Origin of the sequence: Thiomicrorhabdus sp. 6S3-12, assembly GCF_017571475.1 — a bacterium.
Lineage (GTDB): Bacteria > Pseudomonadota > Gammaproteobacteria > Thiomicrospirales > Thiomicrospiraceae > Thiomicrorhabdus.
This window is the reverse complement of the sequence record NZ_JAGETW010000005.1, coordinates 25375-39739: the sequence shown is the minus strand read 5'-3', so window position 1 is coordinate 39739 and position 14365 is coordinate 25375. Positions and strand designations below refer to the sequence as shown.

General features: G+C 48.3%; 16 protein-coding genes. 8 read left to right on the top strand and 8 right to left on the bottom strand.

Annotated features, from left to right (window positions below; all coding sequences use genetic code 11):
• Nucleotides 1–3: 3 nt before the first annotated feature.
• From J3999_RS06980 to J3999_RS06950, 7 genes are all read right to left on the bottom strand, one after another.
• On the bottom strand, nt 4–267 hold the full coding sequence (locus J3999_RS06980) for a hypothetical protein (protein ID WP_208127201.1): 264 nt from the start codon (nt 265–267) through the stop codon (nt 4–6).
• An 18-nt stretch (nt 268–285) separates the two neighbouring features.
• A complete protein-coding gene (locus J3999_RS06975; RefSeq protein ID WP_208127200.1) occupies nt 286–813 on the bottom strand; it encodes an efflux RND transporter periplasmic adaptor subunit in 528 nt (175 codons plus the stop codon).
• A gap of 36 nt (nt 814–849) precedes the next feature.
• Entirely contained in the window at nt 850–2268 is a 1419-nt protein-coding gene (locus J3999_RS06970; protein ID WP_208127199.1) for a TolC family protein, read from the bottom strand.
• 19 nt (nt 2269–2287) lie between these two features.
• Complete coding sequence (locus J3999_RS06965) at nt 2288–2824, bottom strand: thioredoxin fold domain-containing protein (protein ID WP_208127198.1); 537 nt, start codon at nt 2822–2824, stop codon at nt 2288–2290.
• 166 nt (nt 2825–2990) lie between these two features.
• Nucleotides 2991–3509: a TlpA disulfide reductase family protein gene (locus J3999_RS06960; protein ID WP_208127197.1), complete on the bottom strand. Its 519-nt coding sequence runs from the start codon at nt 3507–3509 to the stop codon at nt 2991–2993.
• Between the two features lie 208 nt (nt 3510–3717).
• Complete coding sequence (gene hda / locus J3999_RS06955) at nt 3718–4431, bottom strand: DnaA regulatory inactivator Hda (RefSeq protein WP_208127196.1); 714 nt, start codon at nt 4429–4431, stop codon at nt 3718–3720.
• A 77-nt stretch (nt 4432–4508) separates the two neighbouring features.
• Nucleotides 4509–5690, bottom strand: coding sequence for a DUF2066 domain-containing protein (locus J3999_RS06950; RefSeq protein ID WP_208127195.1), 1182 nt, complete (start codon nt 5688–5690; stop codon nt 4509–4511).
• 197 nt (nt 5691–5887) lie between these two features.
• On the opposite strand from J3999_RS06950, the gene purM reads away from it, so the two are divergent.
• From purM to gshB, 5 genes are all read left to right on the top strand, one after another.
• Nucleotides 5888–6937, top strand: coding sequence for a phosphoribosylformylglycinamidine cyclo-ligase (gene purM / locus J3999_RS06945; protein WP_208127194.1), 1050 nt, complete (start codon nt 5888–5890; stop codon nt 6935–6937).
• A gap of 131 nt (nt 6938–7068) precedes the next feature.
• Nucleotides 7069–7749 (top strand): phosphoribosylglycinamide formyltransferase, encoded by a 681-nt coding sequence (gene purN, locus J3999_RS06940; RefSeq protein ID WP_208127193.1) that lies wholly within the window; start codon nt 7069–7071, stop codon nt 7747–7749.
• 27 nt (nt 7750–7776) lie between these two features.
• Nucleotides 7777–8556, top strand: coding sequence for a DUF3108 domain-containing protein (locus tag J3999_RS06935; protein ID WP_208127192.1), 780 nt, complete (start codon nt 7777–7779; stop codon nt 8554–8556).
• 32 nt (nt 8557–8588) lie between these two features.
• Nucleotides 8589–9215, top strand: coding sequence for a dCTP deaminase (gene dcd, locus J3999_RS06930; protein ID WP_208127191.1), 627 nt, complete (start codon nt 8589–8591; stop codon nt 9213–9215).
• A 182-nt stretch (nt 9216–9397) separates the two neighbouring features.
• Nucleotides 9398–10441, top strand: coding sequence for a glutathione synthase (gshB, locus tag J3999_RS06925; protein WP_208127190.1), 1044 nt, complete (start codon nt 9398–9400; stop codon nt 10439–10441).
• A 103-nt stretch (nt 10442–10544) separates the two neighbouring features.
• Here the strand turns inward: gshB and ilvA are convergent, their stop codons facing one another.
• Nucleotides 10545–12074 (bottom strand): threonine ammonia-lyase, biosynthetic, encoded by a 1530-nt coding sequence (ilvA, locus tag J3999_RS06920; RefSeq protein ID WP_208127189.1) that lies wholly within the window; start codon nt 12072–12074, stop codon nt 10545–10547.
• A 539-nt stretch (nt 12075–12613) separates the two neighbouring features.
• Here ilvA and J3999_RS06915 point away from each other — a divergent pair.
• The 3 genes from J3999_RS06915 (at nt 12614) to J3999_RS06905 (ending at nt 14309) form a co-directional block, all read left to right on the top strand.
• Complete coding sequence (locus J3999_RS06915) at nt 12614–13219, top strand: SCO family protein (RefSeq protein WP_208127188.1); 606 nt, start codon at nt 12614–12616, stop codon at nt 13217–13219.
• 18 nt (nt 13220–13237) lie between these two features.
• Entirely contained in the window at nt 13238–13738 is a 501-nt protein-coding gene (locus J3999_RS06910; protein ID WP_208127187.1) for a copper chaperone PCu(A)C, read from the top strand.
• Nucleotides 13739–13829: 91 nt separating this feature from the next.
• Nucleotides 13830–14309 (top strand): hypothetical protein, encoded by a 480-nt coding sequence (locus tag J3999_RS06905; RefSeq protein ID WP_208127186.1) that lies wholly within the window; start codon nt 13830–13832, stop codon nt 14307–14309.
• The last annotated feature ends 56 nt before the right edge of the window (nt 14310–14365 follow it).

Genomic DNA, 14365 nt, shown 5'->3' with positions numbered 1-14365 from the left:
TCATCAGGACTTAGGCTTGAAGCCTAATGCCAGACATTCCGCTTCAGGTAGCCAGCCCAGACAACTGCGGACTTTAAGTGACTGATAATTTCGCAGTATCGGCAGAATCGTCACGACGCCCCACAGAATCTGATACCAATGCCAACCGATCGAAGAAGGCTGAGAAGCCCACCAAAGATTATTGACGCCGAAGTGTTTGGTCTTAAAAATCAGATGAACGGCCAGACGCCAATATTTCATCCCGTACTTTATGCGAGTCGACCACATAAAATTCTCCCGAAGCGTTTAGTTTGGCGCCAGTTCGATCATCGGCGTGTTTTCTTTAAACACCGTCGTGCCGACCGGCGCGTGGATTTTACTGATTTTACCGTTTATCGGCGACTTTATATACAGGTACTTGCTCCAGGACTGATGCATCGCAACCTGAGCTGCGGCGTAATCGACTTCCGACTTGGCAAGATCAAACGCCAACTTGGCCGCATCCAAAGCACGACGGGTGCTTACCGTACGATCAAACAGATCCTGTGCCTGATCCAATTCAATTTGAGCGTCGGCCAGTTTGGCTCGCGCCATGCCGACCTGCGCCTGCAACGACTTCAATTTGGCGTGATATCGACTCGCATCCAGATCAAGCAGCTTCTGACCGACCTTCACCTGCTGCCCTTCACTGACGTAGAGCTTATTGACCTGACTGCTAACCAGCGAACCGATGACAACATTCTGCGCCCATCCCGCACAAGAAACCAGGCCCAGACTGACGCCCAGAACCCAAGGCGACAAAGAACGGAAAGGGGTTTTCGAAAAATGATTCATAACACAAACTCTCTTTAAAATTCTTTAGGCAACACTTTACATCTGCGTCGCCTGAGACAAGGTATCACTTCCCTTAGCCGCTTTGGTGCTAAAGGACTCAAGCGGTTTACCAAGCAGATAATCCAGTTTCGCCCACAGCAGCGCTTTTCGGAACTGCCACTCAACCTGATTGTAGTTCGCCTGAGAAAGACGCACCATCGAATCCCCTAAATCCGTAGCGGATTCGTTTTCATACAAGGCACGGCTGTAGTCAAGATAAAGGTCCGCATAGTCGGCAAATAAATTATTGGATTTCTCCTCAGCGGCGAGCATTTGAATCTGGAAATACAGATCGGTCACTTCTTGACGCAATGCCTGTGCGAGCTCTTCATACTGCGCCTGATAAGAAATCAACTTTGCCTTTTCCTCTTCGACTCGGGCTTGCTGCAGACCCGAATCGTAAAGCGGCATCGCAAGACTCAAATCGGCACGCCAACGACCCTCGCGCAACTCAGGATGACTGGAAAGCTGGCCAACCCAAGCGTCTGCACGTAATTTTGGACGATTCAATTGATGCGCCGCTTGAACTTGCTTGAGTTGTCCGTCCCACTGAGTCTTAAGCGCACGCAGCAAAGGATGCTGCTCTACCTGTTGCTGTAGTTCGGTCAAAGCAAGCGATTTTGGATCGCGTTGATCAAAAGAGGAAAGGTCGGGAAATGCCAGTTTGTCCGGTCGAGCATCGGCATAGCCGATAATATTGGCCAGATAAAGACGCATTTTCAACAGATTCTGCTCGGATCGGGAACGTTTTAATAACGCTTTTTGATAGGTATTTTCCGCTTCGAGAAGCTGTACATCGGAAAGACGACTCAAGCTATGCTGATCCTTGCTTTTGTCGAAAGCGATATACTCAACCGCCATCGCTTCGTTGTCGATGCGGTATTGAAAATCGGCCAGCAACGCATCGAAGAAAGCACTCATCACCTGAAGTTTATGGTTTTCCAGCTGTGCCTGCTGTTTGATCTGTGCTGCATCGGAAAGTGCATACAAACTTTCCTGATAAATTCGGTTCAAGTCGCCGTCATACAGAACTTTCCCGAAGTGCAACGCCAGAAGGTTGTGGTTTTGCGGCTCTTCTGTAAATTCGCGACGCGTTAAACGCCCTTCCAGATCGAGTTTGAAACCGTTGGTTGAATTCAGCGTCTGCGCTTGCGCCAAAGCCACTCTGCTTTGCGCTTCAGACAGCAGATTGGCACCCGACTTCAGTGGAAAATCATTCAATAGATATTGCAAAGTCAAAGGATTCGGCAACGGCTCCTGCAAAGTCTGGCTGTGCACGGACCAGTTCTCAACCGCCGGTTTTTGCGGCCCTTGAACGGACTCATTAGCCGAATCCTGTGCCGCGACAACCGATCCCAGAGTCAACGGTAGAGCAGCAAATAAAGAATACAGTTTCAGCTTAAATGGCTTGTTCATTCATTTCACCTCAAGCTGATTAACGGGCGGCTTTCTTGCGTTCGCGTTTATAGGCGGTAAAAGACTGTTTCTGGTAACTTCCATCCAGAACATACTCCGCCAGCCAGTTGAACTCCTCTTTGGTTCTGGTCGGACCGGTATAACGTACAATCGGCTTGCCGTCCAAACCGAAAATAATCATTACCGGCGTCGCGCGAACCCGAAAGACTTTTTCCGCCAGTTCTTGCGCAGTCATCCGATTCCCCTGGAAATCGACCACTTCGTTACTGCCTTCGATATCGTGCATAAAAGTCAGGAAATTATCCCGATACAACTTAATGACATCCGGTTCCTGCATAATTGTGGTTCGCATGCGATGACAGAACGGACATTCATCCATATAGAAAAACATGAAAATCCCTTTTTTGCCGTCCTCTTCGGCAGTAACCAAATCTTCTTGATAGTTACCGAAGGACTCGTCAAAAAACGGATCTTGCGCTTGAGCGGAAGTGCTGAATAGAGAAACACTGAAAATGGAAACGGCTGCCAGCAGTGCGGCAGATCTGAACAACTGCATAATACCTCCTCTTTAGAGTCCTTTTGTATCTATTTTTTGTAACAGGACCGGTGCAATATAGCAGGCTTTGAAACTAAGTAAAAGTACTCTGTAGTATTAAAAACCAAGGGAGTGGAACGGACTTTCCGTTCCCGGCAAAACCCATTCTCCCTCGATTAGCTGGCGTTTAGCGGGACTGACTGAAGTTTTTAATAAAATCCTCAAGCATTGCGCCGTCAACCATTCCGGTACGGGCGGCGACAATCTGTCCTTCCGGCGTCACCATATAAGTCGTCGGCAGTCCGCGCAAGTTACCGAACGGCGAGGTCTTGCCATCCGGTTTTCCTTCAAAACGAACGATCGGATAGTTCACCATTTGCGATTCGGCGAAGTTTTTGACTTTCTGCGGATCGATATCTTCATAGTTCACACCGATAACCACTGCGTCCTTCTCTGCATGCGCTTCATGGAACATCACCAGGTCCGGAATCTCTTTCAAACATGGCGGACACCAGGTCGCCCAAAGGTTAACGACTACCCATTTACCGCGATAGTCGGATAATTTGCTTTTGTTTCCGTCCAGATCAATAAATGTAATCTCTTTGCTCTCTTCGGCCTGCACCGGTGCACTGAAGCCTAAAAATACCGCCGAGGCCAAAAAAACGGTAACCAGTTGTTTTAATAGTCGATTTTGTAAATACTTCATAATTCAGTCCAAATTAATATTGATTCAAGCAGGTTCAATTTAATGCCACACTATGCCGAAACTGTCGGCATTGTATCCAAATCACGGCCCAAAACGAACCTCTTAAACCATCAAGCCAGAGTTTAGCCATAGTTAACGGAAAGGATTTCTTAACAAGGGAGGAAAAAGGGATCGCGACGGCGGCAAGCGCCGTCACTCCGAAAAGCGATTACGCCCCGGCATCGGACAGAATGGATTTCACAAATGCCAGAGTAAGACGTCGTTTCTCCACCAGCGAAGCCTCTTCGAGTATACGCAGAACATTCATCAACTGTGGCAATTCGCCGGAAACGTTCTTAACCAGAAACTCGCCGACATTGTCCGGCAGTTCGAATCCGCGTTTGACGCTGTGTCGCTGCAGTGCCGTAATCAGCTCGTCTTTATCACTCAAGTGCAACAGTTCAACCGGCAGAACACTCACCAGAGCCTTAGCCAATTCCGGCAAAGCGATCTGCCACTTTCCGATCGACGTATTGCCGGCGAACAATAATGTATTCCCTTGCACGCTGGATTTGGTAATCAGATTGGCTAAAGCGGTTTCCCAAGCCTTTTTTCCGATAATCGAATCGACATCATCCAAACAGACCAGTGAAGTTTGCTCCAATCCGTACAGGACATCCGGAATCAGCGGAAGACTGGCATCCCCCAAGGGCAGATAAACACTGTCCTGATTGCGCTCAGTCATATAACGGCAAGCCGCCTGAAGGATGTGCGTCTTACCAACCCCCTGCTCTCCGCCCAGATAAAATGCACTTCCGCGCGGCTGGGAAAGATTCTTCTGCAACACATTCAATGCCAAAGCAACAGACTCCTGTTCGGCAACAAAAGTCTCAAAACTGGCGTCGTCTCGCAACCCCATTTTTAATGGCATTTGAACATACACGTTTACTGTCTCCTAAAGCTTTTTACAGGCATTTTTTAATTATTGAGAGGAATGTTTAAGATGCTTAAACATTGCATTTATTGTGCGACTTCCGGCAAATCCGGAACCTCTTCCACCGGCTCGACATATTGGAAACGCATATCGATCTGGCGCAACATTTCGGAAGACGAAGTAATGGAAAATTGCGACAGGCGTTCCAACCAGCCGATAAAGTTTGCGTAATCCCCGCGATAGGCGACTTCAAGACGCGCAGAATCTTGCTCGACCGTTACCAGCTGAATCTCAGTCACTGTCGGCAACGCCTGTTGCAGCTGAGTCTTTGCCTGTTGCAGAGATTTAATATCGCCGATATTGCTCAGGTTGATACTGATTTGATCGCGACTGTCCAGTATCTGCCGGTTAATCTCTACCAGCCGCGCCATCACCATATCCAGCATATTGTGCAACAGCACCTGTCGTTCGCCATCAAGCGTTTTACCTTTTGCCAGAATCGAACCGTTATCGGCAAACAGATGCCAGCTCAACTCATACCCCTGCTCACGTCGAACCAATTTGAAACTCAGCAGATTGTTCTGATCCGACTGTACCAACACGTCCTGCAAAGGAGTGATATTGTTTACCGGGTTGATCGGATAGATCCACGGCATGGTTTCCTGCGGCCACGAAACCGGCAAGGCTAACTGTTTCGCGTAATCCTGCAAATTGATATCGACGCGATAGCCGAGCGCTTCCTGATCGAGTTTTGTAATGGTATTACTCTCTACAAGCGTCCCCATGACCAACAGTTTCGGACGCAGGTTCAGCGGCCAGACTTTAATCTGCATTTCGGCCAGAGCCTGCTTCAGTAATACTTCATCGTATTTAAGACGGATTTTCAGACCGACCTTAACCCCTTCCTGCATTACAGGAACATAGGCATAGCTCTTCAACCAGCGTCGGGAATTACTCAACAGCGACTCTGTACGCGGTGACGAAAGTAACGAACGTTTGCCGGTCAAACGTACCAACAACAAACGCATCCCCTCTTCGGCCAGCTGATTCAAAACTGGTTCGGACAATTTATATTCAGTGGTGGCTTCCGGATTTGGATTATCCAACTCTACCGCATAGAGGTCTTTTTCAAGAACCGTCGGAACAACATTATCTGAGACGCTTGACTGGGTGGAATCTTCCGGAACGGCTAAAGCAGTCTGAGCCGTAAGCCCGCTGGCTGACAAAGCCATAGCGGAATAGAGTAGTATTTGCTGAAAACTTCTCATATGGCGACCTAAAAATTTCGTTACAATATCATAATATTTTTTTAGGAAGCCTTTGGCGTTTTTTGTCGGCAGTGTAGACACCCCGTTTCCGGGAAACGTGATACACCGAAGCACAGCACATAAAAACGCCAATTCAAAACTCAATTTACCTCCCGCAATTATAGCGGGTAACAGACTATCTAGAGTTAGTAAAAGTTATGACCACGAACAACCAATCGATTAGTTATAAAGACGCCGGTGTCGATATCGACGCCGGTAACGCCCTTGTCCAAGCAATCAAACCGATTGCCAAAGCTACAACCCGTCCTGAAGTACCTGCCTCTCTTGGCGGTTTCGGTGCGCTGTTTGAACTGGACATGGCAAAGTACAAAAACCCGATTCTGGTTTCAGGTACCGATGGTGTCGGCACCAAGCTTCGCCTGGCGATCGACAGCGGAAAACATGACCAAGTCGGAATTGATCTGGTTGCAATGTGTGTCAACGACCTGATTGTCCAAGGCGCAGAACCGCTTTTCTTCTTGGATTATTATGCCACTGGAAAACTGGAGCTGGACGTTGCGACCGACGTCGTTAAAGGTATCGGTGACGGCTGCCTTCAGGCCGGATGCGCACTGATCGGCGGAGAAACCGCAGAAATGCCGGGTATGTATCCGCAAGGCGATTACGATCTGGCCGGTTTCTGCGTCGGGATTGTCGAAAAGTCGGATCTGATTGACGGCTCTAAAGTAAAAGCCGGCGATGTCATGCTGGGTTTAAGCTCAAGCGGCCCTCACTCGAACGGCTACTCGCTGATTCGTAAAATCATTGAAGTCAATAATGCCGACATTAATCAGGAAATCGACGGTCAGCCGCTGATCGACGCACTGATGGCCCCGACCCGCATCTATGTCAAGCCTCTGCTTGAACTGATGAAAGAGATTGAAATCCACGCTCTGTCGCACATTACCGGCGGCGGACTTCTGGAAAACCTGCCTCGCGTTATGCCAAACAATACGCGTGCGAAAATCAACACTAACGCCTGGAACCGTCCGGCGGTATTTGACTGGATTGCCGAAAAAGGCAACGTTGACTATGAAGAGATGCACCGTACCCTAAACTGCGGAATCGGGATGGTAATCGTTGTAGACGCCAACGATAAAGACAAAGCGATTCAATCGCTTGAAGCCGCAGGCGAAACGGTTTCGGTAATCGGAACCATCGAATCTTCTGAACAGGAAGAACCGAGCGTTCAGCTGACTGCGGAATAAGCAGTCCTCTTGCATTCGATAATGTCGTAACCGGCCGCCCGGCCCGGCTACGGCAGACACAACTTCAGTCCCTCTATATTCAAACCCGGCTTATCAAGCCGACCAATTTGCTTTCTGGAGCATTTCTGTAAATGACCCTAAAGACCCCTTCCGAACACCAACCTAAAAAAATCGCCGTTTTGATATCCGGCAACGGTTCAAACTTACAGGCGATCATCGATGATCAGCAAAAACACCCCCAGCTATACCGGATTGCACTGGTCGTCAGCAACCGCCCAAACGCTTACGGCCTCAAAAGAGCCGAGCAGGCCGGCATCACAACGCTTGTTATCGACCACACCGACTATACCGATCGGGAAAGTTTCGATGCCGAGTTACAGCGACAGCTGGATCAAAGCGACGTCGACTTGATCGTTCTTGCCGGATTTATGCGCATTCTGACTCAAGGTTTTACGCAGCATTTTCTTGGTAAGATGCTCAATATCCATCCTTCGCTGTTACCGAAATACACCGGATTGAACACTCATCAGCGCGCGATTGACGCAGGGGATTCGGAGCATGGCTTGAGCATTCACTTTGTCACTCCGGAACTGGACGGTGGTCCGGTAATTCTGCAGGACAAGGTCAATATCGAGCCGAGCGAATCCGCCGCGAGCCTGCAGCAGAAAATCCATCAGCGGGAACATATCGCTTACCCATTGGCGGTGCGCTGGTTCTGCGAAGGAAAAATAGCACTGCAGGATAATCACGTGCAATATCAGAACAAAACTTTACAGGAACCGATCCAGCTTGATCAAAGCCGGGACCAGTAAAACGTAAACAAGTTTGTGGAGGCACCTTTGAAGCATCGACTCTATCCAAAAAGCCGCGCAGGAAAGTTCGTCTATATTATTGGTGCCCTACTGCTTAGCCTCCCACTTCTGCTAAACAAGGCGTTTGCCTCGGAACAGGCACAGCCGATCCCCGATTTCGACGCAACCTTTCTCGTCCATGCTTATGGCGTCGACCTCGGCAAAAGTCGGCACCAGTTGCATTGCGAACAACGGGATTGCGTCTTGGAGACGCTCTCCAAACCGGAAGGTTGGGTAAAGATCTTTTTTAAAGACAGTGCTCAAGAAAAAATTCAATTACAGCAGACTGCGCAGAGCATCCTGTGGCAAGGCTATCAAAAACAGGCGACTCGCCATAAAGGCGACGATGCAAAAATCAAATCAACCACTTTCGAGCTGGAATCCAGCGGCCAACAGATCGTTTATCTTGAGAAAAAACGCCAATGGCCGTGGCATCCGGGCGTTTTCGACGCCACTTCGATTGCTTATGCAATTCAATGGTATGCGCTTAATCACAAAGATTTGGCGACCGCGCAACTGATCCTGCAGACCACAAAGGAACAGTACCCGATTAAATTCAGCATTCTGGCGCACCCTGAAACTCTCAAGCTGGAATACGGCAAAGAGCCGAGCCAGAAATATCGTTTTGGTAATCAGCGTTTTGAGATAGACTTATGGCTGCTGCCGGAAAAACACTATTTCCCCGGCAAACTTCGCATCTATGATCGGGAAGAAGACAAAACCATCGTACTTGTTTTGGAAAAAGCGCCAAAACTGCGGACCTCCTAATTTGCCTTATTTAATTATCAAAGACAAACAACATGAAATTAAGCGATCGCGATATAAAAAAACAACTTGAATCCGGTAAGATCAGTATTGATCCTCAGCCACCCGAGAGCAAAATCAAAGGGATCAGCGTCGATTTACGCCTCGACAATAAATTCCGCGTATTCAACGATCATACTGCACCTTTTATCGACCTGAGTGGACCAAAAGACGAAGTTCAACGCATAATGGATACCGTGATGGGCGATGAAATCGAGATCGCTGAAGGCGAAGCCTTTTTCCTGCATCCCGGTGAACTGGCTCTTGCCGCCACTTTTGAATCGGTAACCATTCCGGATGATCTGGTCGGCTGGCTTGACGGCCGATCGAGCCTTGCCCGCCTCGGACTGATGGTTCACGTCACCGCACACCGTATTGATCCGGGCTGGCAGGGACAGATCGTTCTGGAAATATTCAACAGCGGAAAATTACCTTTGGCACTGCGTCCGGGCATGGATATCTGCGCAATCAACTTTGAAACCCTTTCCAGCGCTTCAACCACGCCATACAACAAGCGTCTCGATGCCAAATACCGCAATCAGAAAGGGCCTACTGCCAGCCGAATCAATCAAGATCAGCAAGAACAGACCAACTCCCCGCAACTTGACCTCCTTTCGGATTGAAGAATCCCCGCAACAGGCGCATAATTTATTTATGCGCATTTTTTTGCCGTTTAAGCACAAAATTCCCTTTACCAAGCACGCGAAAAAATCGATAATTCGCGCTTATAAATAAGTTCACTGTTACGAAAAAGTACCAAGCGTTTATCCACCCTTTTTTTGCCCTGGTTGCCTAAGGAGTCAGCATGCATATCGGATTTATGATCGCAAACTGGTCGGAGTTGACTCCGAGTAAAAATTCGACAATCCTAGTCATTCGGGAATGTCTTCGCCGCGGACATAAAGTATCGATACTTTATCCCGAGAACCTAAGGGTGAAAAACAATGTCGTTTACGGCAGTCTTCTGCGCATTCAGACGATGGAGAAGATTCCGGAAAACATTACCCAATTCTATAAAAAAGTAGAATTCAAAACGCTGAGCTCTCCACTGCACAGTCTGGACAGCCTGATGATTCGTAAAGATCCACCGATCGATCCGATTGTCTTTAACTTCCTGGATTCGATCAAAAACGAATGCGTCATCATTAACGGAATCGACGGCATTCGCAAAGCGAACAATAAACTGTTCACCACTACCTTCAGCGACCCGAACAACGACTATCTGCCGATCACCCATGTTTCCAAAGACAAGGACTATATTCGCCAGACAATCAACGAAATGCCGGGGGACAAGGTTATCCTCAAACCGCTGGTTGGTTCCGGCGGGCATGGTGTAATCGTACTAGAGAAAAATGCCCAATCGAATATCAGCTCGATTCTGGACTTCTATATTTCCGGTAAAGGCGACAGTAACTACATCATTATTCAGGAATATATCGAAGGTGCGGAACAGGGCGACGTTCGTGTACTGATGCTTAACGGCAAATTCCTCGGCGCTTATAACCGCCGCCCTCCGGAAGGCGATATCCGCGCGAATATTCAGGTCGGCGGTACTGCGCATAAATACACTATGACCGAATCCCAGATGAAGGTGTGCCGTAAGATCGGTCCCCGTCTCGCTGCCGACGGGCTGTATTTTGTCGGGGTCGATATGATCGGCGACAAGATTCTGGAAGTGAATGTTCTGAATCCGGGTGGAATCAGCAATATCAACAAACTGGACAAATCTAAATTACAGATTCAGGTTGTTGATTTTATTGAAGAAAAAGTTCATGAAAAGCAGGAAAAACACGCCGAACTGGAATACCTGCTTAAGCGTCTAAGCGATCTGCGCCAAAACGACCAGTAACGCGGATCTCAGACAAAATAAAAAGGGCTCGAAAGAGCCCCTTTTTTTATTTTCCGCTTAAAACGCTGGTCGACGTCTCCGAAAGAGCGGCATCTTCTCACCGCTAGCCATTAAGCGGTTTTAAAAACAGTTTATAACCCGGATTTCCGGACTCGTTCGCATAAGGATACCCCAGATTTTCCAGATACACTTCAAAATCCTGCTGCTCGTGCGAAGGCACCTGAATCCCGACCAAAACCCGGCCATAGGCCGCACCGTGATTCCGGTAATGGAACAGGCTGATATTCCACTCTTCGCTCATATGCGTCAGGAAATTCAGAAGCGCACCTGGTCGTTCCGGGAATTCAAAACGGTATAACAACTCGTCAGGCAAACCGTTGGCATGCCCGCCGACCATATGCCGCAAATGCAGCTTGGCCATTTCGTTATCGGTCATATCCTCTACCGGATAACCCCGTTCCCGAAGTTCCTGAACGATCGCTTCTCTCTCCGGCTTGCCGCCTTCGGTGCGAACACCGACAAACACCACTGCCTGATTATCATCGGAAAAGCGGTAATTGAATTCGGTAATCGAACGGCGACCGCCAAGAATATCGCAGAACTGCTTAAAGCTGCCGGGACGTTCGTCGATCGTAACGGCAAAGATCGCTTCGCGCTTCTCTCCGAGCTCGGTTCTTTCGGAAATATGTCGCAGGCGATCGAAATTCATATTGGCTCCGGACACAATGCACCCCAGACTCAAGCCGCTGAAGTTATACTTCTCGACAAAGCGCTTCATCCCCGCGACCGCCAAAGCACCGGCCGGCTCGGAAATGGCTCGGGTATCTTCGAAAATATCCTTAACCGCGGCGCAGATTTCATCCGTGGTGACATTAATCATTTCATCGACACAGCTCTTGGCGATTTCAAACGGTTTTTCACCGACCCGAGCTACCGCGACACCGTCAGCAAATAAACCAACCTGTTTAAGGGTGACACGCTCGTTATGTTGTAAGGCCGCAGTCAGACAAGCGGCATCTTCCGGCTCGACCCCGACGATTCGCGTTTTCGGCCATACCTGTTTAATCACAGCGGCAACCCCTGCGATAAGCCCCCCTCCGCCAACGGCTACAAAAATCACATCCAAAGGCTTCGGATGCTGACGAAGAATTTCCAAGGCAATGGTTCCCTGCCCGGCAATCACATCCATATCATCGTATGGGTGAATAAACGTCAGCCCCTTTTCCTGCATCAGTTCTTGAGCGTAAGCGGACGCTTCGTCAAAAGAGTCACCGTGCAGGACAACCTTTCCTCCAAGACGCTCAACCGCATTGTATTTGATCGGCGGTGTCGTATTTGGCATAACAATCGTCGCCTCGACCCCAAGTTTCGCTGCCGACAGAGCCACCCCCTGCGCATGGTTTCCCGCCGAAGCTGCAATCACACCACGCGCTTTCTGCTCTTCACTCAGGTGGATCATACAATTGTAAGCACCACGCAACTTAAAAGAGAAAACCGGCTGTAAATCTTCGCGTTTAAGCCATACTTGGTTTTGAAAGCGCTTGCTCAATAACGGAGCCGGTTCAAAGGGCGTTTCCTGAGCCACATCGTAAACCGGAGCACTTAAAACACGTCGTAAAATCTGTTCGGGCATGAGAATCCATTAGGGTTACGGTTAAAAAAATCAAACAAGCGACCATTATAGAACATCACAATACCCGAATATAGAAATGACAAGCGATTAAGCCAAAGTATTGGCAAATTCTCATTCCTAAAGCCTCCTTGTTTTACGGCAATAAAACCCCTGCGCTGCTAGCAGAGAAGGCAGCAATGAAAATCCCAGTGCAATCCGTTTTCACACCTCTTGCATAGAGCTTTTCATCAAGGATTCAATTAAGGGTGTTTATCGGAGAAATGGAGCATCGTTTATAACATCATATAAAACAGAAAATTAGACCCTGAAAATTTAAATCAACAACTACATAAAAATCACGATTAAGAATACTTAAAACACTGTTTTGTATTGAATATATAATTCTCAAGGAAATCTCAACGCTCTGTTCTCTTATCGGAGTCAATATACTCGCGTCGGACCTACATTCGCCTGTCTGTAGTCATCCAGAGAAATTTTGAGCGCACTTTGAACGAGTGTGAACCGATTCAAAAATCATACAAAAAACGACGTGAAATAATATGAGCAACAAACTGACACTGGCTATTGTTTTAATCGGCGCCCTTCTCGGCTTCGTGCTCCTGAGTACGCCAATGCAAGAGAGCGGCACCCATTCGCAGGCTCATCTGGTACTCGATGACAAACCGCAGGGCGGTGACTTTACATTAACCGCGTACGATGGGCAACACGCTCTCAGCGAGTTTAAAAACAAACTGGTACTGGTCTATTTCGGCTACACTTTCTGTCCGGATATTTGCCCGACTAATCTGGGAAATCTCTCCGTTGCTTACCGAAACCTGACTCAAGAGCAGAAAGACCAGCTGCAGATTCTGTTTGTCTCGGTTGACCCTGAACGCGACACACCGGAACGTCTGCAACAGTATGCCAACTATTTCGAAGCCAATATTCTCGGCCTGACCGGTTCACCGGAAACCTTGCGCGAGATAGCAAAGCGTTACGGAGTGGTCTACCATAAGGTGGACGATCCGAACAACGGTACCAATTACGCGGTCGATCACAGCGCATTTACCTATGTGGTCGATCAGAAAGGCGTGCTTCAGGAGCAATTGCCGCACGCGACATCTCCGCAGCAGTTTGTCGCAACCATCGAAAAATATTTGAACTAAAAAGCGAGAACTCTTTTTATGAAAAAAACACTTGCCGCACTCTCCTTCGGTGTTATCACAAGCCTGTCATCATTTGCCGCTCTGGCTTCACAGGCGGATAACATCACTGTCGAAAACCCGTTTGCCCGTGAAGTTCCGCCAACGGCACCTGCATCGGCCAGCTTTATGACACTGAAAAACAGTTCCGCGGAAGATATTAATCTGGTACAGGCGAACTCGGAAGTCGCAAGAGCGGTAGAGCTGCATACCCACACCAACGATAATGGTGTCATGCGTATGCGTCAGATTGACAAAATCACCATCCCTGCAAACGGCACCGCTGAGCTCAAACCCGGCGGTCTGCACATTATGCTGATCGGTCCGCACAATCCGATCAAGGTCGGACAGACCGTCACAGTCGACCTGAAATTCGCCGACGGCAGTCATAAAAAGGTCGATATGCCGGTAAAATCTTTTATGGGAATGGGCATGCAGAATCAGCAAAAGGGCCAGCACCGCTGCGGTAGCGGCATGCATTAATCGGAATTATCGGGAGATAATTAAATAAGGCTTTACTGATATTTTAAAAGTCTTTAAAATCAACTGCCTGCATAAAACAAGGATAAGCATTATGAAAAACGGCATTCTTTCAACTGCCCTTTTAATCGGCTCTTTCACGATGGGGTCGGCAATGGCTTCAGGAAATTCGCCAATGAATCGCGGCGGCGAACTGCCACAGAAAAAAACGCTTGATCTTTGCGTAGAGTATTCAACACTAGCAAATGACGAACAGCGTCAGGCGTATTTCAAAGAGTTGGAAATCCGCGGACAGCTAAGCGTTAAAGATCATAAGCTGGTATCACAGGGCAAAGTGGAAAACAGTATGACCATGTGCGGAATGTATATGGCCAAAGGTAAACCGATGGCCGAACAGTCACGCCAGATCCGTCCGATGACATTCAAAACAGTGCATGTCTACGAAGATATGTACCTTGTAACGCAATCCGGAATGGTGGTTGCCACTTACGAACGTAAGCCGGGCGCTTTGCCTCCTGAGCTGGAAGTTGCAGCCCCTGAGGTTGAGCCATCACCGACTCTGAAGCACCATTAAACTGCGTTTGCTTCGATAAAGCCGGTAATCCATTGAAATTACCGGCTTTTTTTATA

Coding starts and splice junctions, on each gene's coding strand:
- J3999_RS06980 (WP_208127201.1), bottom strand. CDS start 267: ATGTGGTCGACTCGCATAAAGTACGGGATGAAATATTGGCGTCTGGCC.
- J3999_RS06965 (WP_208127198.1), bottom strand. CDS start 2,824: ATGCAGTTGTTCAGATCTGCCGCACTGCTGGCAGCCGTTTCCATTTTC.
- J3999_RS06915 (WP_208127188.1), top strand. CDS start 12,614: ATGAGCAACAAACTGACACTGGCTATTGTTTTAATCGGCGCCCTTCTC.
- J3999_RS06950 (WP_208127195.1), bottom strand. CDS start 5,690: ATGAGAAGTTTTCAGCAAATACTACTCTATTCCGCTATGGCTTTGTCA.
- J3999_RS06970 (WP_208127199.1), bottom strand. CDS start 2,268: ATGAACAAGCCATTTAAGCTGAAACTGTATTCTTTATTTGCTGCTCTA.
- dcd (WP_208127191.1), top strand. CDS start 8,589: ATGAAATTAAGCGATCGCGATATAAAAAAACAACTTGAATCCGGTAAG.
- J3999_RS06910 (WP_208127187.1), top strand. CDS start 13,238: ATGAAAAAAACACTTGCCGCACTCTCCTTCGGTGTTATCACAAGCCTG.
- ilvA (WP_208127189.1), bottom strand. CDS start 12,074: ATGCCCGAACAGATTTTACGACGTGTTTTAAGTGCTCCGGTTTACGAT.
- J3999_RS06905 (WP_208127186.1), top strand. CDS start 13,830: ATGAAAAACGGCATTCTTTCAACTGCCCTTTTAATCGGCTCTTTCACG.
- gshB (WP_208127190.1), top strand. CDS start 9,398: ATGCATATCGGATTTATGATCGCAAACTGGTCGGAGTTGACTCCGAGT.
- purN (WP_208127193.1), top strand. CDS start 7,069: ATGACCCTAAAGACCCCTTCCGAACACCAACCTAAAAAAATCGCCGTT.
- J3999_RS06960 (WP_208127197.1), bottom strand. CDS start 3,509: ATGAAGTATTTACAAAATCGACTATTAAAACAACTGGTTACCGTTTTT.
- purM (WP_208127194.1), top strand. CDS start 5,888: ATGACCACGAACAACCAATCGATTAGTTATAAAGACGCCGGTGTCGAT.
- J3999_RS06975 (WP_208127200.1), bottom strand. CDS start 813: ATGAATCATTTTTCGAAAACCCCTTTCCGTTCTTTGTCGCCTTGGGTT.